Source organism: Streptomyces sp. NBC_00390 (assembly GCF_036057275.1).
GTDB lineage: Bacteria > Actinomycetota > Actinomycetes > Streptomycetales > Streptomycetaceae > Streptomyces.
The window spans coordinates 670,944-689,602 of sequence record NZ_CP107945.1; the positions used below are offsets into that span (position 1 = coordinate 670,944).

Annotated in this window: 16 protein-coding genes; 5 read left to right on the top strand and 11 right to left on the bottom strand. The window is 72.1% G+C overall.

Features of this window, described 5'->3' with window-relative positions:
* Positions 1 to 27: 27 nt before the first annotated feature.
* Positions 28 to 915 carry a polysaccharide deacetylase family protein gene (locus OHS70_RS02750; RefSeq protein ID WP_328393239.1) on the bottom strand — a complete coding sequence of 296 codons (888 nt, stop codon included), beginning with the start codon at positions 913 to 915 and terminating at the stop codon, positions 28 to 30.
* A gap of 163 nt (positions 916 to 1,078) precedes the next feature.
* Positions 1,079 to 4,390 carry a bifunctional lysylphosphatidylglycerol synthetase/lysine--tRNA ligase LysX gene (lysX, locus tag OHS70_RS02755; RefSeq protein ID WP_328393241.1) on the bottom strand — a complete coding sequence of 1,104 codons (3,312 nt, stop codon included), beginning with the start codon at positions 4,388 to 4,390 and terminating at the stop codon, positions 1,079 to 1,081.
* A gap of 60 nt (positions 4,391 to 4,450) precedes the next feature.
* On the opposite strand from lysX, the gene OHS70_RS02760 reads away from it, so the two are divergent.
* The 3 genes from OHS70_RS02760 to OHS70_RS02770 all read left to right on the top strand — a co-directional run bounded on the left by OHS70_RS02760 (position 4,451) and on the right by OHS70_RS02770 (position 6,321).
* Positions 4,451 to 4,912 (top strand): universal stress protein, encoded by a 462-nt coding sequence (locus OHS70_RS02760; protein ID WP_328393243.1) that lies wholly within the window; start codon positions 4,451 to 4,453, stop codon positions 4,910 to 4,912.
* A 187-nt stretch (positions 4,913 to 5,099) separates the two neighbouring features.
* A complete protein-coding gene (locus OHS70_RS02765) occupies positions 5,100 to 5,642 on the top strand; it encodes a sigma-70 family RNA polymerase sigma factor (RefSeq protein WP_328393245.1) in 543 nt (180 codons plus the stop codon).
* A gap of 169 nt (positions 5,643 to 5,811) precedes the next feature.
* Positions 5,812 to 6,321 carry a hypothetical protein gene (locus OHS70_RS02770; RefSeq protein WP_328393247.1) on the top strand — a complete coding sequence of 170 codons (510 nt, stop codon included), beginning with the start codon at positions 5,812 to 5,814 and terminating at the stop codon, positions 6,319 to 6,321.
* Between the two features lie 23 nt (positions 6,322 to 6,344).
* On the opposite strand, the gene OHS70_RS02775 is transcribed toward OHS70_RS02770, so the two are convergent.
* From OHS70_RS02775 to OHS70_RS02795, 5 genes are all read right to left on the bottom strand, one after another.
* Positions 6,345 to 7,565 (bottom strand): sensor histidine kinase, encoded by a 1,221-nt coding sequence (locus OHS70_RS02775; protein ID WP_328393249.1) that lies wholly within the window; start codon positions 7,563 to 7,565, stop codon positions 6,345 to 6,347.
* Positions 7,562 to 9,298 carry a sodium/solute symporter gene (locus OHS70_RS02780; protein WP_328393251.1) on the bottom strand — a complete coding sequence of 579 codons (1,737 nt, stop codon included), beginning with the start codon at positions 9,296 to 9,298 and terminating at the stop codon, positions 7,562 to 7,564. The genes OHS70_RS02775 and OHS70_RS02780 overlap by 4 nt, the downstream gene beginning before the upstream one ends.
* Positions 9,299 to 9,320: 22 nt before the next feature.
* Positions 9,321 to 9,701: a hypothetical protein gene (locus tag OHS70_RS02785; RefSeq protein ID WP_328393253.1), complete on the bottom strand. Its 381-nt coding sequence runs from the start codon at positions 9,699 to 9,701 to the stop codon at positions 9,321 to 9,323.
* Between the two features lie 120 nt (positions 9,702 to 9,821).
* The gene (locus OHS70_RS02790; protein ID WP_328393255.1) at positions 9,822 to 10,091 is read right to left on the bottom strand and encodes a hypothetical protein; all 270 of its coding nucleotides are present in this window, start codon (positions 10,089 to 10,091) and stop codon (positions 9,822 to 9,824) included.
* A gap of 178 nt (positions 10,092 to 10,269) precedes the next feature.
* Positions 10,270 to 11,085 (bottom strand): LytR/AlgR family response regulator transcription factor, encoded by an 816-nt coding sequence (locus OHS70_RS02795; RefSeq protein ID WP_328393257.1) that lies wholly within the window; start codon positions 11,083 to 11,085, stop codon positions 10,270 to 10,272.
* A gap of 158 nt (positions 11,086 to 11,243) precedes the next feature.
* Here OHS70_RS02795 and OHS70_RS02800 point away from each other — a divergent pair, with 158 nt between their 5' ends.
* Positions 11,244 to 11,924 carry a hypothetical protein gene (locus tag OHS70_RS02800; RefSeq protein ID WP_328393259.1) on the top strand — a complete coding sequence of 227 codons (681 nt, stop codon included), beginning with the start codon at positions 11,244 to 11,246 and terminating at the stop codon, positions 11,922 to 11,924.
* Positions 11,925 to 11,956: 32 nt separating this feature from the next.
* On the opposite strand, the gene OHS70_RS02805 is transcribed toward OHS70_RS02800, so the two are convergent.
* From OHS70_RS02805 to OHS70_RS02820, 4 genes are all read right to left on the bottom strand, one after another.
* Positions 11,957 to 12,817, bottom strand: a complete 861-nt coding sequence (locus OHS70_RS02805; RefSeq protein WP_328393262.1) for an Fpg/Nei family DNA glycosylase — start codon at positions 12,815 to 12,817, stop codon at positions 11,957 to 11,959.
* A gap of 168 nt (positions 12,818 to 12,985) precedes the next feature.
* The gene (locus OHS70_RS02810) at positions 12,986 to 14,365 is read right to left on the bottom strand and encodes a wax ester/triacylglycerol synthase family O-acyltransferase (protein ID WP_328393264.1); all 1,380 of its coding nucleotides are present in this window, start codon (positions 14,363 to 14,365) and stop codon (positions 12,986 to 12,988) included.
* Between the two features lie 98 nt (positions 14,366 to 14,463).
* Entirely contained in the window at positions 14,464 to 16,542 is a 2,079-nt protein-coding gene (locus OHS70_RS02815; RefSeq protein WP_328393266.1) for a SpoIIE family protein phosphatase, read from the bottom strand.
* Between the two features lie 56 nt (positions 16,543 to 16,598).
* A complete protein-coding gene (locus OHS70_RS02820; RefSeq protein WP_328393268.1) occupies positions 16,599 to 17,831 on the bottom strand; it encodes a DUF6777 domain-containing protein in 1,233 nt (410 codons plus the stop codon).
* Positions 17,832 to 18,086: 255 nt separating this feature from the next.
* Between OHS70_RS02820 and OHS70_RS02825 the strand changes: the two genes are divergently transcribed.
* Positions 18,087 to 18,653 carry a DUF1990 family protein gene (locus tag OHS70_RS02825; RefSeq protein ID WP_328393270.1) on the top strand — a complete coding sequence of 189 codons (567 nt, stop codon included), beginning with the start codon at positions 18,087 to 18,089 and terminating at the stop codon, positions 18,651 to 18,653.
* Positions 18,654 to 18,659 lie beyond the last annotated feature (6 nt).

The following is an 18,659-nucleotide window of genomic DNA, read 5'->3' on the forward strand; positions in this document are numbered from 1 at the left end:
GCTCGGTCCCAGCGCCGGACGCCGCGTTCAGCGACGCGGCACGGTGATCCGGTATCCGTCGTGCAGCAGCTCGGGCAGATACCTGCGCAGTGCTGCGACGCTCTGCGACCGCTCGCCGCCGGCGTCGTGCGAGAGCACGATCACGCCCGGCGCGGCGCCGTCCAGTACCCGTCGCACGATGGCCGCGGTCCCGGGCTCCGTCCAGTCGTGGCTGTCCACCGTCCAGCCGAGCGGCTCCATGCCGAGCTCGGCGCCGATTTCGAAGGACAGTCTGTTCCAGGCGCCGTAGGGAGCCCGGTACCACAGCGGCGCCTCCCCCAGCGTCCTCTCGACCACCTCGCTGGTGCGGCCCAGCTCCCTGCGGATCCGGGACGGCGGAAGGTCGGGGATCCGCGGATGCGACCACGAGTGGTTGCCCACCACATGCCCGTCGTCGGCCATCTCGCGCAGCAGATCGCGGTTGTTGGTGGCCATCTCACCGCACACGAAGAACATCGCCTGCACTGCGTGCTTGCGCAGTGTCTTCAGGATCGCGGGCGTGTAGCGCGGATCGGGCCCGTCGTCGAAGGTGAGCACCAGGGCCCGTCCGACATCCGCCACCTTCAGGAACGGCGATGTGCGCACGGGCGGTGCCGGGCGGCGCAGCACGGGCGCGGCATACCCCGCCATGGGCTGGAGACGGTAGGCGGAGGCCTTGCGAGGGCGGGCCCCGGCCTGCGGCAGGCCGTGCGGTGGCCCCGCTGCCACGGTCGGCCCCGCCGCCGGCGCCGCGGTCGGGGCCGGGGTCGGGACCGGCTTCTTTCCCGGCCTTCGCACCTGCTCGGAGGCAATGAGTCCGACAGTGGCGACGGCGCCCAGACATGCGGCCGTACGGAGCACCGAGCGACGGCCGGGAGTCGGTTGATCCTTTTTCATGGCCAACTGCTCGCATGATGAGCGCCGCGCATCGCACAGCGACACCGGATGCGCCGGCGAAACCACCCGATGGGAGCAGTGCTGCGCGAAGCACCTGGTGGCGCTGCGTACATCGGATGCGTACCGGAGATACGTCAGCTGCGACAGGCAGCTCCTGCGCGGCTCAGGTGCGGCGGACCAGCGGGAAGGGCAGGGTCTCGCGGATGGTCAGTCCCGTGAGGAACATGACGAGCCGGTCGACGCCGATGCCCAGGCCTCCGGTCGGCGGCATGGCGTACTCCAGGGCGGCCAGGAAGTCCTCGTCGATCTCCATGGCCTCAGGGTCACCGCCGGCCGCGAGCAGCGACTGCGCGGTCAGCCGGCTCCGTTGCTCCACAGGGTCGGTCAACTCCGAGTATGCCGTACCCAGTTCCGTACCGAACGCGACCAGGTCCCAGCGTTCGGCCAGCCGTGGGTCATGGCGGTGCCGGCGCGTGAGAGGGGAGACATCGGTCGGGAAGTCCTTGTAGAACGTGGGCAGTTTCGTCCTTTCCTCGACCAGCCGTTCGTACATCTCCAGGACGATGTCGCCGCGGGTGTCGTCCGGGATGTGCGGAACGCCCGCACGGTCGCACAGGGTACGCAGCGCCTGCTCCTCGGTGTCGGCGTCCACCTCCTCGCCGAGCGCCGCGGAGATCGCCTCGTGCACCGTCCTGACCGGCCAGATGCCGGAGATGTCGTGGGCGACGAGCTTGCCGTCCGGACCGGCCTTGTGGGCGACTTGAGAACCGAAGGCGGCGGTCGCCGCGCCCTGGATCAGCTCCCGGGTGAGCTCGAGCATCTCGTCGTAGTCGGCGAAGGCCTGGTAGGCCTCGAGCATCGTGAACTCGGGGTTGTGCTTGTAGGACACGCCCTCGTTGCGGAACGTGCGGCCCATCTCGAAGACCTTCTCCATGCCGCCCACGCACAGCCGTTTGAGGTACAGCTCGGGCGCGATGCGCAGATACAGGTCGAGGTCGTAGGCGTTGATGTGGGTGGTGAAGGGCCGGGCGTTGGCTCCGCCGTGGATCTGTTGCAGCATCGGCGTCTCGACCTCGAGGAAACCGCGGTCCAGCAGGCCCTGTCGCAGTGCCTGAACGGCGGTGGACCGGCGGCGCACGACGTCGCGCGCGTCGGGGCTGGCGACGAGATCCAGATAGCGCTGCCGCACGCGGGCCTCAGGGTCGGCGAGCCCGTGCCGTTTGTCGGGCAGCGGGCGCAGGCATTTGCCGGTCAGCCGCCAGCCGGTGACGAAGACGGAGAGCTCGCCCCGGTCGCTGACGCCGATCTCGCCGTCGGCGGTGATGTGGTCGCCGAAGTCGACGGTGGAGGTGAAGCCGTCCAGCACGCCGTCGCCGGCCGCGGCGCGGCTGAGGACCAGCTGCAGATCGCCCGACCAGTCGCGCAGCAGGGCGAAGACGATGCCGCCGAGGTCGCGTACGACCATCACCCGTCCGGCGACCGTCACCCGTTCGCCGCTTCGGCTGCCGGGGGCGTCCGCCGAGTGCGCGGCTCTGATCTCGGCGAGGGTACGGGTGCGCCGGGGGATCTCGACGGGGTACGGATCGATGCCGGCGGCACGCAGCCTCTCCATCTTGGCGTGGCGGATGCGTACCTGCTCGGGGAGCCGTTCCTGGCCCGCCCCGGCGGCCGTCGCCGGCGCGGCCAGGCCGAGCGCGTCGATGGACGGCAGTCCTTCGGTGGACAGGGGTGGGACCACGCCCTCGGGCCGTCTGCCCGACCGTCCTCTCCCCCACATGGTGCGCAGGCTCGGTACGGAGACGAAGCCTTCGGCGATCCCGGAGGCGAGTCCGACGCGGGCGAGCGAGCCTCCGTCGCCGTAGCACAGGAAGCGCGGATACCAGTCGGGCTGGTACTTCACGTTGGACCGGTACAGGGCCTCGAGCTGCCACCACCTGGAGAAGAAGAGCAGCAACCGGCGCCACAGCCGCAGCACGGGACCGGCGCCGATGCGGGCGCCCTCTTCGAAGACCGAGCGGAAGACCGCGAAGTTGAGGGAGATACGGCGGACGCCGATCTTGCCGGCATGGGCGCACAGCTCGGCGACCATGAACTCCATGATCCCGTTGGGTGCCCCGGGGTCGCGGCGCATCAGGTCGAGGGAGATCCCGTCCTCGCCCCAGGGCACGAAGGACAGCAGCGCGATCAGTTCGCCGTCGCCGTCGAGGGCCTCGACGAGCAGGCAGTCTCCGTCGGCCGGGTCCCCGAGCCGGTCCAGGGCCATGGAGAAGCCGCGTTCGGCTTCGGTGTCCCGCCAGGCGTCGGCCCGGTCGACGATGTGCTGCATCTCCTCGTCGGTCAGGGTGCGGTGGCGGCGGATGCGGGTGTGCGCGCCGGTCCGCTTGACCCGGTTCACCGCCTGCCGGATCACGCGCATGTCCCGGCCGCCCAGGTCGAAGCGGGCGACGTTCAGGATCGCCTCGTCGCCGAGCTGGATCGCCCCGAGTCCGGACCGCGCGTAGGCCTTGGCCCCCTCCTCCGACGCGCCCATGACCGCGGGGGCCCAGGCGTAGCGCCGCGCGAGGTCCAGCCAGGCGTCGATGGCGGGCGTCCAGGCCTCCCGTTCGCCGACCGGGTCACCGCTGGCCAGGCAGACACCCGCCTCGACACGGTAGGTGACGGCGGCCTTGCCGCTGGGTGAGAAGACGACGGCCTTGTCGCGACGGGTGGCGAAGTAGCCGAGCGAGTCCTGGGCTCCGTAGGCGCCGAGCAGGGCGCGGAGCCGGGCCTCCTCGTCGCCGTGGAGTGCGGCTTCCAGACGCTGGGAGCGCAGCAGGGTGTGGGCGGCGGCAAGCAGGGCGAGCGCGCCGAACAGTCCGAGCAGGAAGAAAAGGAAGCGTGGTGGCCTGCCGTCGAACTGGTCGCCCGACACCAGTCCACCGAGGACCCGGTTGGCGGCCCAGAGCAGCCGCTGGCTCTGCGGCAGTCCTCCCGGGAACACCTCGACGAGGGCCCAGCCGACGAGGATCCCGGCCGCCAGGCCCAGCACCAGCACGGCAAGGGCACGGCGGAACGTGCCGCGTCTGCTGCGGGCGTAGAACTCGCCACGGGCCCGGATCAGGACCGCGATGGCGAGCAGACACAGCACCAGGTTGGGCAGCCAGGCCCATTCCGCGGCGATGACGAGCACCAGGACATCGGACAGCGCCAGCAGCCCCAGATAGATGACGACGAGCCACCACGCGGCCCGCTTGCGGGCTCCGACGGCGGCGGCGAGCAGCAGCAGGAACACGGCGTAGGCGAGGTTGGCGCTGACCGGGACGGCGAAACGGTCCAGGAACAGGACGACGGGGTGCAGCAGGAGCCGCAGCGGCGGGATGAGGGCGAGGAGTACGCAGAACGCCCCCAGCAGCCCGAAGAACACCGCGAACGCGCCGGGCACCTTGGAAGCCAGGCTGCCGCGGGCGGGAGTGCGCTGCGCCACGGTGACACTCATGATCTGCACTCTAAGGAGACCCCCGGCGGACCGCCTGTCGGAGCCGATAGCCTCGTTCGTGTGAACGAGCACGCGCCTCACCGTTTCGAACGCGGTACGGACGGCCCCAAGGTGATCGTCGTCGGCGTCGACGGATCCGACTCCTCGCTGCGGGCCGCGGCGTATGCGGGAGGGCTGGCGCGGCGGCAGAACGCGCTGCTGGCCATCGTCTACGTGCAGCCGGTGCTGCCCGCGGGCGCCGCGCTCGGGGCGCCGGTGGCGGACACGACCGGGGAGATCGCCGAGAGCCTGGTGGCGGAGATCCGGTCGGCGGCGGAAAGGGTGAAGGGCATCTGGGACGTCCGCTGGGAGTTCCACACCTTCCACGGTGACCCGTTCAGCGGTCTGGTCACCGCGGCCGACCGGCTGGAGGCGGACGCCGTGGTGGTCGGGGCCTCACAGTCGGCGGGGCACCGGATCGTCGGTTCGGTCGCCGTACGGCTGGTGAAGGCCGGCCGCTGGCCGGTGACCGTCGTTCCTTAGCAGGGCCGGTCACCGGAGCGGACCTGTGCGTTCCGTTCGGCCGCCGGTCCGGCCGACCGTTCACCGCACCATTCACCGCTCCGTACGACCGTTCGCCGAAGACCGCTGTACGCCGCCTGTCCCCGGGCGCCGGGATGCGTTCGGATACGCCACGTGGCAGCGACCTCTGCGGGAAAGGGTGTTGGCAATGGCGACGGCGACCGCGACGACCGACGAGCGGGCCCTGGTGGAGCTGCAGCGTGAGCACGGCCCCGCCCTGATGAACTTTCTGCAGGGGCTGACCTACGGCGACCAGCAGCGTGCCGAGGACCTGCTGCAGGAGACCTTCGTCAAGGCCTGGCAGCACCCCGAGGCGTTCGACGCCCCCTACGAGTCGATGCGGCCCTGGCTGTTCACCGTCGGCCGCCGGCTCGCGATCGACGCCCGCCGCTCGCGCATGGCCCGCCCCACGGAGATCGGTGACGGGGTGCTCGCCACCACGGCCGACCCCTGCGACCCCACCGAGAGCGCCGTCGCCGTGCTCGATGTGCGCGCCGCCGTGGAGTCGCTCAGCCCCGAGCACCGCGCCGTGCTGGTGCAGATCTACTTCCACGGGCTGAGCGTGAACGAGGCCGCGCAGGCGCTCGGGATACCACCGGGCACCGTCAAGTCGCGGTCGCACTACGCCCTTCGCGCACTTGCCCGCGGACTGCCCGGCTACAGCCGGGCGCGCCGTCCCGTGCGCCACTGACGCACCGCCGGGCGACCTGTCCCTCTAGGGCCCCGCACCGGACGTGGCGATATGCGAAACGTCACGTTCAAGTTGAGAAAAGAAGGGCCCCCAGCCGTGTCAGTCGGTACAGGCTCGTGGTCGAGGCGCGGACGAAGCGGACGAACGTGTAGGGGAGAGGGTGGTGCGGGTGCAGCCCGAGAGTACGAATGGCACCAGCGGTGGCGGGCTCGCCGTGCCCATGGCGTGGCTGTGCGCCGAGTACATCGCCGACGAGATGCTGCGGTCGAGCGCTCTGGTGGAGAGCGGCTCACTGGAGTTCCGCGCGGGCCGGCAGACGCTCGCGCTCACCATTCATCTGTGCGAGACGAGGGACGACTTCTCCGCCGAGAACTCGGCCGCCCGCATCGAGGACTGGCTGGGCCTGACCTCCTACGGCCATCCCTGGCAGGAGTGGGTGCAGGCGCAGCTGGAGGCGAGAGCCACGCATGGGGGTGACGATCCCGATCGGGACCTTGCCGTCGATGCCTGGCGGTGGCTGCGCGAGACCGAGCTGCTCGCCGCCGACCTCGGGGGCCTGGAGCCCTGGCAGGCCGCGCACCAGCCGCTGGAGTGCGGTGTCGACGAGGCCGTACAGGTGTGGACTCCGGCCTGGCAGCTGGGTCTGCCGCTCGGCCATCTGGCCGTTCATCTGTACTGAGGCGCCCGACCGCCACCGGCCCGTCAGGTATCCGTCCGCGGGCCCGCCGACGAATGCACTCCCGCGCGGTACTTGGGGATGCGGATCGTGATCTTCATGCCTGCGCCGACGGCTGTCTCGATCACCAGGCCGTGCCCGTCCCCGTACACCTGGCGCAGCCGCTCGTCGACATTGCACAGGCCGATGCCCGAGGCGGAGGTCCGCTCCCCTGCCAGGATGCCCCGCAGCACCTCCGGGTCCATGCCCACGCCGTCGTCCTCGATGGTCACCATTGCCTCCGCTCCCGCGTCCTGCGCCATGATCGTGACGCGGCACTCGTTCCTGGAGTCCTCGAGGCCGTGCTTGACGGCGTTCTCGACGAGCGGCTGCAGACACAGGAACGGCAGTGTCACCGGCAGCACTTCGGGCGCGACCTGGAGGGTCACCTTGAGTCGGTCGCCGAACCGGGCGCCGGCCAGCGCCAGATACTGCTCGATGGAGCGCAGTTCGTCGGCGAGATGGGTGAACTCGCCGTGGCGCCGGAACGAGTAGCGCGTGAAGTCGGCGAACTCCAGCAGCAGTTCACGGGCCCGCTCGGGATCGGTGCGGACGAACGAGGCGATGGCGGCAAGTGAGTTGAAGATGAAGTGCGGGGAGATCTGGGCCCGCAGCGCACGGATCTCGGCCTCGATCAGCCGGGTGCGGGAGCGGTCGAGTTCGGCGAGCTCCAGCTGTACGGACACCCAGCGGGCCACCTCGGTGGCCGCCCGCACCAGCACGGCCGACTCCCGTGAGCCGTAGGCGACGAGCGCCCCGAGCACTCCTTCCTCGCCGGTGAGAGGGGCGATGACGACCCAGCGCAGCGGGCACTCGAGGTCCGCGCACTGGGAGTGCAGGCTCTGGCTGCGCCCGGAGTCCAGCATTTCGGCGACGCGCGCCAGGACCTGTTCCCGGTGGTGGTCGGCGCCGCGGCCGTCCCAGGCGAGCACGGAATCGCGGTCGGTGAGGCAGAGCGCCTCGGTGCCGAGCAGCGAGCGCAGCCGCCGGGCGGCCTTGCGGGCGGTGTCCTCGGTGAGCCCGGCCCGCAACGGGGGCGCGGCGAGGGATGCGGTGTGCAGGGTGTGGAAGGTGGCCCGTTCGACGGGCGTGCCGAGATCGAGGTCGGGCCCCGCGCCGCGGCGCGCCGTGATGCGGCCGATCACGATGCCGACGGCGAGCAGCACCGCCCCCGCCGCGACGAGCGCGGCCACTCCCGTGCCGGTCAACGCTGAGCTCCTTCGTGTGGTGGCCTGCCGACGAGGTCCTCCGGCAGATGCAGCCGGGCGAGGATCGCGGCGGCGCCCGGCGGTATGTGACGGGGTGTGGCCAGTGACACGGCCACCATGGTCAGGAAGCCGAGCGGCACCGACCAGACGGCCGGCCAGGCCATCAGCGTGTGCGGCCAGCCCTCGGGCGCGAGCCCCGCGCGGGTGGCCATCACCGCGGTCAGTGCCGCTCCCCCGCCCACCACGAGACCGGCAGCGGCACCGGGCGGGGTGAGTCCGCGCCACCAGATGCCGAGGACGAGCAGCGGGCAGAACGACGACGCCGAGACGGCGAACGCCAGTCCCACCGCGTCGGCGACCGGCACCTGGGACGCCACGACGCTGAGGGCGAACGGGACTGCCATGGCGAGCACCGTCGCGAGCCGGAAGTGCCGTACGCCCCGCGAGGGCAGCACGTCCTGGGTGATGACACCGGCCACGGACATGGTCAGCCCGGACGCCGTGGACAGGAAGGCGGCGAAGGCACCGCCCGCGAGCAGCGCGCCGAGCAGATCGCCCGCGAGGCCGCCCATCATCCGCTCGGGCAGCACCAGGACAGCGGCGTCGGCGGCCCCGGTGAGGGTGAGTTCGGGAGCGTAGATCCGGCCGAGGGCGCCGTACACCGGCGGCAGCAGATAGAAGGCGCCGATCAGCGAGAGGACGACGAGGGTGGTGCGGCGTGCGGCACGTCCGTTCGGGCTGGTGTAGAAGCGGACGGCGACATGCGGGAGCCCCATCGTGCCGAGGAACGTGGCGAGGATCAGCCCGTACGTCGCGTACAGCTGATAGCCGTCCCGCCCGCCCGACAGCGGCTGGGACCATCTGAAGGTGTCCGCGCCGGATGCGGCGGCCCGCTCGGGAACCGTGGCGCCCTGCGGGAAGGCGAGCACGGTGCCGGCGTCGACGCGGTGCGTGCCCCGGTCGAGAGTGATCCGCTGTGCCTGGTGACGGGTGCCGTCGACGCGGCCGGTCACTGTGAGCGTCAGCGGCGCGTCGAGGTCGATGCGGACGGTGTCGTCGACGCGCACGTCGGTGTGCTCGCGGAAGACGGCGGGTGCGTCGAAGCGGGCCCGCGGAGTGTCGTCGCCCGCCCAGACGGCGACGAGGAACAGGGCGGGCACCAGCAGGGCGGTGAGCTTGAGCCAGTACTGGAAGGCCTGGACGAAGGTGATGCTGCGCATGCCGCCCGCCGCGACGGCCCCGGTGACGACGAACGCGACGACCAGTCCGCCGACCCAGTCCGGTGCGCCGGTGAGGATCTCCAGCGTCAGGCCGGCGCCCTGCAGCTGAGGCAGCAGATACAGCCAGCCTATGCCGACCACGAACAGGCTCGCGAGCCTGCGCACATGTGCGGACTCCAGCCGTGCCTCGGCGAAGTCGGAGAGGGTGTACGCCCCGGAGCGGCGCAGCGGGGCGGCGACCAGGACCAGCAGGACGAGGTATCCGGCGGTGTAACCGACGGGGTACCAGAGCATGTCGGGGCCCTGGAGCAGGACGAGTCCGGCGATGCCGAGGAAGGAGGCGGCGGACAGGTACTCGCCGCTGATCGCCGCGGCGTTGAGGCCGGGTTTCACGGTGCGGGAGGCGACGTAGAAGTCGGAGGTGGTGCGGGATATGCGCAGGCCGAGCGCGCCGATGAGCACGGTGGCGAGCACCACGGCGGTGACGGCGGCCACCGCGTAGGTCTGGTTCACGCGGGCTCCCCGGGCGGCACGGTCAGCGGCCTTCGAGCAGCCTGGTGAAGTCGCGTTCGTTGCGCTCGGCCCGGCGCACGTACCAGCGGGCGGTCAGCCACATCACGGGGTAGACCCCGACGCCGAGCGCGGCCCAGATGAACGGCGCCGGTGAGGAGACACCGCCGCCGAGTGCGGCCGGGAGCGCGAAGAGCAGCGGCAGCGATCCGACGACCAGCACGAGTGTCCCGAGCGCGCACAGGGCGGCGCGCAGCTGGCTGCGCATCAGGGAGCGCACATAGGTGGCGCCGAGCGTGGTCTGCTCGCTGATCTCCGAGCGGGCCGGCGCGTGTCCGGGGGCCCGGCGGGCGCTGCGCGGCACTCCGGTGACGACCACTCGGCGTGGGGGTTGCTCTGCAGACATCGTCGTCCGCTCCAGCGTTGTCGGCGGCCTCGGGAGAAGTGGAGTCTACGCAGGTGGGATCGGCTGCGGTAGAGACCGGTGGGCAGGCGGTGCGGCCGCGCGCCCACCGGGCCGGGCGGGTCAGCCGGTGGTGTGCCGGGCGCAGTCGCCGAGGGCGATCTCCAGCTCCACGTAGGACTCCTCGGCCCTGCGGAAGGCGACCTCGAGGGCGGCTTCGGCGCGTGGGCCGGCCAGTCCCTGGGCGGACTCCCTGATCTCGTACAGCACATCGGCCCAGCGGCCCGCGGCGCTCTTGGCTGCGGTCAGCAGCGCCTGCAGTTCGCCCGGGCCGGTGGGCCGGGTCGCCGGCAGGCTGCGCAGCTCGTCCAGCAGTGCTTCGATGTCGGACATCCGGACCCTTCTCCCTGGCGCGATCAAGGTTAGGCGCGCGGTGCGGCGGCGCGTGCCCGATCCGGGCCCGTCTCGGCGGACGGGTGCCGTGCGTCGCCGGGTGGCCGTTGCCGCGCGACGAGCGGCGCTCCCACCGGGTCGAACGGTCGTGGGTGCCCGTCGCCGCGGTGCCGGCAGGTCAGCCCCGGGCGTGGCGCATCAGCAGTTCGCGCAGCTGGCGTGCGTGCCGGCGGCTGACGGCGAGCTCGGCCGTGCCGACCCGGACGGTGGTGGCACCGGCGTCCAGGCGCAGTTCGTCGATGCGGCCGAGGGCGACGAGATGGCTGCGGTGGATGCGTACGAAGCCGCGGGACGCCCAGCGCTCCTCCAGGGTGGAGAGCGGGATTCTGACCAGATGGCTGCCGTCGGCGGTGTGGAGCCTCGCGTAGTCGCCCTGGGCCTCGGCATAGGTGATCTGGTCGACCGGTACGAAGCGGGTGACACCGCCCAGTTCCACCGCTATCTGCTCGCCGCCCTGGGCCGGGCCGGGAGTTGGGTGTGCCGGTGCCGTGTGCGGGGCGGGAGCAGTGGCAGCCGGGCCCGCGCGGTGCGGCTCGCGGGCGGTGAGATGCAGGTCGCGTACCCGGCGTACCGCTTCGGCCAGGCGCTCCCTGCGCACCGGCTTGAGCACATAGTCGACGGCCTTGAGGTCGAAGGCCTGGACGGCGAACCCCTCGTGCGCGGTCACGAAGACGATCAGCGGCGGACGGGCGAACCCGGCGAGCAGCCGGGCGACGTCGAGTCCGGTGAGCCCGGCCATGTGGATGTCGAGGAAGACGACGTCGATGGCGTCGTCGCCGTCGGGGCCGGCGTCCAGTGCACGGCCGATGCGGCGCAGCGCCTCGGTGGCGTCCGTCGCCCCCTCCGCGCTGCTGATCCGGGTGTCGGAACGCAGCAGATAGAGCAGTTCCTCGAGCGCCGGTTTCTCGTCGTCCACAGCCAGTACGCGCAGCATGGTGCGGAGTGTAGGCGTGCCTCGAGGGCCGGGACCATGGCCTGTTCGTCGCACGGCTTTGCGATCGCGTTCACACCGTGCCGACCGGTTGAGCGCAAGGCCTTCCTGCTGCGTATTCCAGGGTGACCGCCCGTAACACGAGGAATAGAGGAACCCCCATGGACCGGCAGCAGCGGCACCATGACGTGGCCGCCTATGCGCTGGGCATCCTGGAACCTGCCGACGCGTACCTGTTTGAGGAGCATGTTTCCCGGTGCGTCATGTGCGCCGTGCAGCTGTCGGACTTCACCTCGGTCGCGACGGCCCTGTCCCAGCTCGGCAGCCCGGGCCGGGTCGATGTCCGCCCCACACCCCGGTTGCTGGCGCGGCTGACCGATGCGGTGGCGTGCGAGCACCGGCGCGAGCGGCGACGGCGGCTGCGGCTCGTCTCCGCGGCCGCCGCACTGATCGTCGCACTGCCCGTGGGTGTCGTCGCCCTCCGGGGCGGCGCCGGTCCGGTGCCCGACGTACCGCCCGAGGTACGCGTCGTGGCAAGCGATCCGTCCTCGGGGGTCAGCGCTTCGGTGGCTCTCCGGGAGGCGGGATCGGGTACGTCGGTCGCGATGCGGCTCACGGGACTCGCCGGGCCGCGCATCTGCCGGCTGGTTGCGATCGGCAAGGACGGGGTGGAGCATCCCGTGCTCACCTGGCACGTACCCAAGGGCGGCTTCGGGATGGGCGGCGCCGGGCATCAGGCACCGCTGGACATCGAGGGCAGCACGGGCCTGCACGCTGCGGAGATCGGCCGCTGGGAGGTCCGGGCGGACAACGGGGAGAAACTGCTGTCGATCGGGGGGTGACCCGGTCGCGGTACCCGACGGGGAGGCGGGCGCTACTTCAGAAGCCGGGAGAGCCTGCGGTCGGCGAGCGGCTTGCCGCCGGTCTGGCAGGTGGGGCAGTACTGCAGCGACGAGTCGCTGTAGGACACTTCGCGGATGGTGTCGCCGCAGACGGGGCATGCCTCGCCGGTGCGGCCGTGGACCCGCAGGCCGCTCTTCTTCTCCGACTTGAGCCGCCCGGCCGCAAGCCCGCGCGAGCGTTCCACGGCATCGCCGAGTGTGCTGCGCAGCGCCTCGTAGAGAACATCCGTCTCGGCCTCGCCGAGATTCTGGACGGGCTTGAACGGCGACATCTTCGCCGCGTGCAGGATCTCGTCGCTGTACGCGTTGCCGATCCCGGCGATCAGGCTCTGGTCACGCAGCGCCCCCTTGATCTGCCGCCGCTCACCGGCCAGTACGGCGGCGAACGCGGCCCGGTCGAAGTCCTCGGCGAGCGGATCGGGGCCGAGCCTCGCCACACCGGGCACCTCCGCCGGGTCGTGCACGAGATGCACCGCGAGGCGCTTGGTGGTGCCCACCTCGGTCAGATCGAAGCCGCTGCCGTCGGCCAGCACGGTGCGCAGGGCGAGCGGTCCCTTGCCGGGCCGGGGCGGCGCGGCCGGGAGCTCGTCCTTCCACTGGAGCCAGCCCGCCCGGGAGAGATGGGTGACCAGGTGCAGGCCGCCCGCCGTGATGTCGAGCCATTTGCCGTGCCGGTCCACGGCGGTGACGGTCTTGCCCTCGACGGCGCCGAGCGGCGGGTCGTACGTCTTGAGCACGCTGATGGCCACCGGCATGACGCGGGTGATCTGCCGGCCCACCAGGTGTGCGCCGAGGAACTCTCGCAGGGCTTCGACCTCAGGCAGTTCGGGCATGCCTCCACCCTGCCGCACCGGCGTGCCCGGTGCCCGCCGGGGCCCCGGGATCGTCGAGTGCGCCGGTCACACAGGTGGTGTGCGCGGGCCGTCGCGGTGGCGGGCACGGCGTGCCGCCGGGCCGCGCGGTCGAGGCCGTCACCCTCCACCGGCGCGGCGCTGTCCGGTCTACGGGCGCTGCCCGGGCTGCCGGACGGCGGCGAGAAGCTCGTCGAGCTCCTCGCGCAGCGCGAGCAGCAGCTTGTCGAGGTCGGGAAGTGCCTTGCCGTCGGCGACCAGGCCGACATGGACCTGCCCGCCGTACGTCGACATGGCGATCGCCAGCGACTGCCCGCGGGCGAGCGGCGCCAGCGGATAGATCTCGCGCAGCGGGCAGCCGCCGAGGGAGAGCGCCGAGCGGGGCAGCGGCACGCTGGTGACCAGGACGTCGAACAGTACCCGAGCCGCGCCCCCGGCCAGCGGCGCGCCGAACCGATGAGCCAGTGGCGGCAGTTGGTCGGCCAGTACGGCCACCGCTCCGGCGCCGCGCAGGGGCCCGGCGGCCTTGTTGCGGTCCATGGCCAGGCGTACGGCCGCCAGCCGTGAGCACGGGTCGGGGTCGGCGACCGGCAGCTCCACCAGGTAGGCGGACAGCTTGTTGCCGGATCCGGGCCGGCCGCCGGGCCTGCGCCGGGAGACAGGCACCAGGGCACGCGGGCCGGCTCCGGGCAGCTGATCGCCGCGTCCGGACATCCACCGCCGCAGCGCACCCGTCACCACCGCGAGCAACACATCGTTGGCCGTGCCGCCCGCCGCCCTGCGGACGCAGCTCACCTCCTCCAGGTCGAGCACGGCGGTGCCGACGCGACGGGTGCCGCTCGAGCCGGCCGTGAGCGCCGGCAGTCCGCGCGGGTCGAGCCGGCTGGCCAGTACGACGGAGGCCCCGACGCCGAGCGCCTGGCCCAGCTCCGCGATGCGCCCCCGTGCGAATCCGGCGATGCGCCGCGCGCCCCACGGCAGCGGGCGAGACGTCACGGTGCGCGAGCGGCGGACGACGGTCCTGCGGGCGTCGGCGATCTCGTCGAAGATGCCGGCCCCGATGGCCACGGCGCGCATGCCGTCGGCGAGGGCGTGATGGAGCTTGACGAGCACCGCGAAGCACGTCGCGCGCTCGCTCGACAGGAGGTACATCTCCCAGGGCGGCAGGCCGCGTTCGAGCGGCTGCTCCATCAGCTCGCCCGCCGCATGGGCGGCTTCGGCGGCGAAGTCGCCCTCCGGGAGACGCAGATGCCGCACATGCCGCCGCACGTCGAAGTCGTCGTCGGCGGCCCAGGCAGCCCCGCCGACAGGCAGCAGGACGTCCTGCACCCGCATCCGCAGCCGGGGGATGGCGGCCGTGCGGTTCGCGAGCAGACCCAGGATGCGTTCGGCGTCGTCCTCCCGGTCGTCCCCGGTCCCGGAGCCCGGAGCGGGAGCGAAAAAGGCGAGCGCACCGAGATGCATCGGGTGGCCGGTGGATTCGAGATGCCAGAACGCCAGGTCCAGGGGGGCGAGAAGCTCGCTGCTCAAGTGGTCCTCATGTCCTAGAAGCCAGGGATGCGAAGTCAATCGCCTTCGATCAGTTACGGTCAAGTACGATAAGTTTACGGTCAGTTAACAGCGGATGATCATCGAACCGTGGCCCTCTCCGGAATGATGAACTCGCACCAGACGCATTTGCCGCTCCCACGGGACTCCACCCCCCACGCCTCGGTCAGCCGGTCCACGAGCAGCAGCCCTCGGCCCGAGACTCCCGACTCGCCCGCCTCACGCCGCCGCGGCAGCGCGCTGGAGCGATCCTCGACCTCGACCCGCAGTCGCCGCTCGGCGCCGGACAGCACCCTGGCGGTGACGATCGCCCCGCCGTCGGTGTGCATCAGCGCATTGGTGATCATCTCGTCGGCGACCAGCTCGATCTCGTCGGCGCGCTCACGCGCACCCCAGGCACGTACCGCCGCGCGGACCATGTGCCTGGCCGAGCGCAGCGCCTCGGGGTCGTTCTGTGCGACATGCTGCTGCAGCCGGCCGCCCGCCTGCGGGGTGTACGCGCCCTTGCGGCGCAGCAGCAGCAGCGCCACGTCGTCGTCGCCGCCCCGCTCGTCCACCACCTCGCACAGCCGGTCGGCCAGCAGCTGCAGATCGCGCGGCCCGCCGTGCACCAGCTCGGCGAGCAGCTGCAGTCCGTCGTCGAGGTCCGCGCCCGGCTCTTCGACCAGGCCGTCCGTGTAGAGCAGCAGCGTCTGCCCGGGGTCCAGTTCGACGGTGCTGACCGGATACTCGAGACGCCCGAACTCCGCCGAGAGCCCGAGCGGCAGCCCGCCCTGCACCGGCAGCCTGCGGCAGCTGCCGTCCTGGTCCCTGATCAGCGGGTCGACATGGCCCGCCCGCACCACCTGCACCACACCGGTCGACAGGTCCGCCTCCGCGTAGGTGCAGGTGGCGAACCGTTCGGTGTCCAGCTCATGGAGGAAGACGGATGCGCGGGCCATCACCGTCGCCGGGGTGTGCCCTTCGGCAGCGTACGCCCGCAGCACGATGCGCAGCTGTCCCATCACGGCGGCCGCGTGGGTGTCATGGCCCTGTACGTCCCCGATGACCGCGCCGACCCGGCCGCCGGGCAGCGCGATGATGTCGTACCAGTCGCCGCCGATGTCGCGCCCGAGCCGTGCCGAGCGGTAGCGCACAGCGATCTGGGCGCCGGGCACGTCGGGGATCCGGCGGGGCAGCATCGCCTGCTGCAGCCCCTCGGCCAGATCGTGCTCCTGCTCGTACAGCACGGCACGCTGCAGGCTCTGCGCGATGCTGCTGCCGAGCGCCACCAGCAGATTGCGCTCCTCGGAGCTGAAGCCGGTCTTGTCGCGGTAGAGCAGGCCGAGCGCCCCGATGGGCCGGGCCTGCGCGATCAGCGGCAGATAGGCGGCCGCCGAGATGCCGAGCCCTTTGATGTGCGGCCACAGGATGGGGTAGGAATCCGCGAAATCCCGCTTGGACTCGATGAACCGGGGAGCCAGCGTGCGCACCACCTCGCTCATGGGGTACTGCTCATCGACCCTGGTGTAGCGGGTCCCCGGGACGAAGGAGCCCTCGGGCCCCTCGGCGACCAGGTGGATCCGGCCGCCGGACTCCAGCAGCCCCATGACCATGCTGGTCGCGCCGAGGTGTTCCAGGCCGTGCGAGTCCTTGAGCACAGCGATGACGTCGCGGACGGTACGGGCGTGGGCGAGCGCGGCCGTGGTGCTCTCGACCACACTGGTCTGCCGGCGCCGCTCGGTGTCGACCTCGACACGGGCGGTGGAGTCGGCGAGCTCCTCCGTGGCGTCGCGGACGACCCCGATGATGCGCAGCGGCCGGCCGTTCTCGTCGCGTCGCACACAGCCCTGGGTGTGGGTCCAGCGCAGGCTGCCGTCGCGACGGCGGATGCGGAAGTAGGCGCCGTAGTGGTCGCTGCCGTTCTTCAGCGCCTGGGCGACCATGGAGTCGAGCCTGACAGCCTCGTCCGGCGGCACCCGGTGGGCCAGGCTCTCCGGGTGGCCGTCGTACTCATGGGGGTGCACATCGAAGACGTCCAGCGCGGGCCTGTCCATGTGCATCAGCCCGCTGGTCAGATCCCAGTCGAAGGTGCCCATGTGGTTGAGAGTCAGGCTCACATCCGCACGCGTCGGCCAGTCGTCGGGGAGCGACAGGGCACCCTCTGCCCGATCAGCCATGGAGCCACTCTGCCATCATTTGTCACAATCCACGAGCGGTCGTCCCGGGAGACCGCTCACCCCTGGAAGGTGCCCGGGTCGGTGGCCGCCCGGGACGGCAGGCCGGACGCCGGAGCATCCGGGACCGGGTCGACCGCGGGGCCGCCGGCGTCGGGGGGCATCGGGTCCAGGCCGCCCTGAGGCTGCGGCGGGTCCACGGGCGGCTCGGGTTGCGGGTCGGCCGGCGCGGGGGCGGACGGCACCGGCCGCGGGTCCGCCGGTGCGCGCTGCGGATCCGCGGGCGCGGGCTGCGGGTCGGCCGGCGCGGGCTGTGGGTCCGCCGGCACGGGGGCGGGCGGCACGGGCTGCGGGTCCGCCGGGGCCGGGGTGGGCTCCGGGTCCACCGGGGCAGGGGCCGGGTCCGCCGGCGCGGGGGCCGGCGGTGCGGCCTGCTCGGCCGGGGCCGAGGGTTCAGCCGGCGCCACCGAGTCGTTCGGCGCGGGGCTGAGGGTGTCCATGAAGACCTCGTCCGGATTGACGGGCGGGAACACAGCGGGCTGCGCGTCCTCCGCACCGTCCGTACCCGTCGGCCGCTCGATCCAGCCGTTGTCGAGGTTGTTGACGATCATGAGGCTGCGCACGACCTGGTTGGCCGGCTTGATGACGACCACCTGATCGGTGCGGTAGGTCTGCCACGGCGTGCCCTTCACGGTCACGGCGCCCGCGGCGGCGACCGGGGGCTTCAGGGGGTTCCCACCTGCGCAGCGCACTCGTGGCGCCCCGTACTGGTCGACCAGCACAGCCGTACCGGCCTGCATCACCGCCTGCTGCGCGACGGCGGTGCCGTCACGGAAGACGTGAGCGGTGATCCGGGTGTCGGCGCGCAGCATGACCGGCGTCAGCCCGCGCAGGAAGGCGGGCACGACCGTCTCCTGGATCCCGGCCCCCTTGGCGAAGGCACGCACCTTGGCCTTGTCCGCATCGAGGAAGCGCACCTGCTTCTCGACGTCACAGCTGCCGACCTCCTGGGTGCCGCTGTACAGGCCGGGCGCCGAGCCCGACAGCGTACGCAGCACGGGTCCGCCGGCGCGGGACGTGCCGACGGGCACGGCGGTGACGGGCGGCAGGACGGGAACGGACGCGGACGTGGCCGTCGACGCCGTGAAGGGGGCCGGGCCGGGTGACGCGAGCGCCTGGAGGTGTACCTCCGCGGAGTCGTGCGCACGGCCCGCGCCGTCGCACCCGGACATGAGCAGCCCCACGGACAGCGCGGCGGCCGCCGCGCACACACGCCGCATCGGTGAGCGCACCAGTGTCTCCTGCCTCTTCTCCTCGAGATGTTTCTCAAAGTTGTGCCGGAAGCGCAGGCACCTCGCGACTTGAACGCGTTCGCGTTCACCCCATAGGCTCTGCCCACAGGGAGTTGAACACGTTCAATTCAAGGATGGTGCGTGATGTCCGTACTGGTCAGCTTGATCACGAAGCCGGGCACCTGGGCCGTCCCACCCGTAGGGCTGAATCCTGTGGACGCACGGCGGGCCGCGTCCATTCGGCGGACACGGGCGATGCCGCCGCTCCCCCGCGTGGTGCGCAGTGCGCTCCCCGGTGCGGACGACGCGGACGCCGGGAGGCCCTTCAGCTACCCCGAGGTCGGCGCCACCGCGCGCCGCCCGCTGCCGGACGGCTACCAGCACCTGCACCACACCGAACGGATCGGCCACGGGCGCGCCGTCTTCCAGGCGGCGGGAACAGCGGTCACCACCTGGGCCATGCACTGCGACGCGGGTGCCCGGGTGCGCGCCACCACGGACAGGGCCGAGCCCGGCACGCGGGTCACGGTCTCGCTGGGCCTCGGTCCGCTGCGGCTCACCGCGCCGTGCGAGGTGGTGTGGACGGCCTACGGCGAGGACCGGACGGGCTTCGCGTACGGCACGCTCGCCGGACATCCGGAATGCGGCGAGGAGGTGTTCATGGTCGACCTGCGCGACGACGGTTCCGTGTGGTTCACCGTCACGGCGTTCAGCCGGCCCGCCGCCTGGTACAGCAGGCTGGCCGGTCCGGTCGTGCCCGTCCTGCAGAAGGCGTACGCGCGTCGGCTCGGCCGCTGCCTGCGGCGGATCGCCGCGGCCTGATACTGG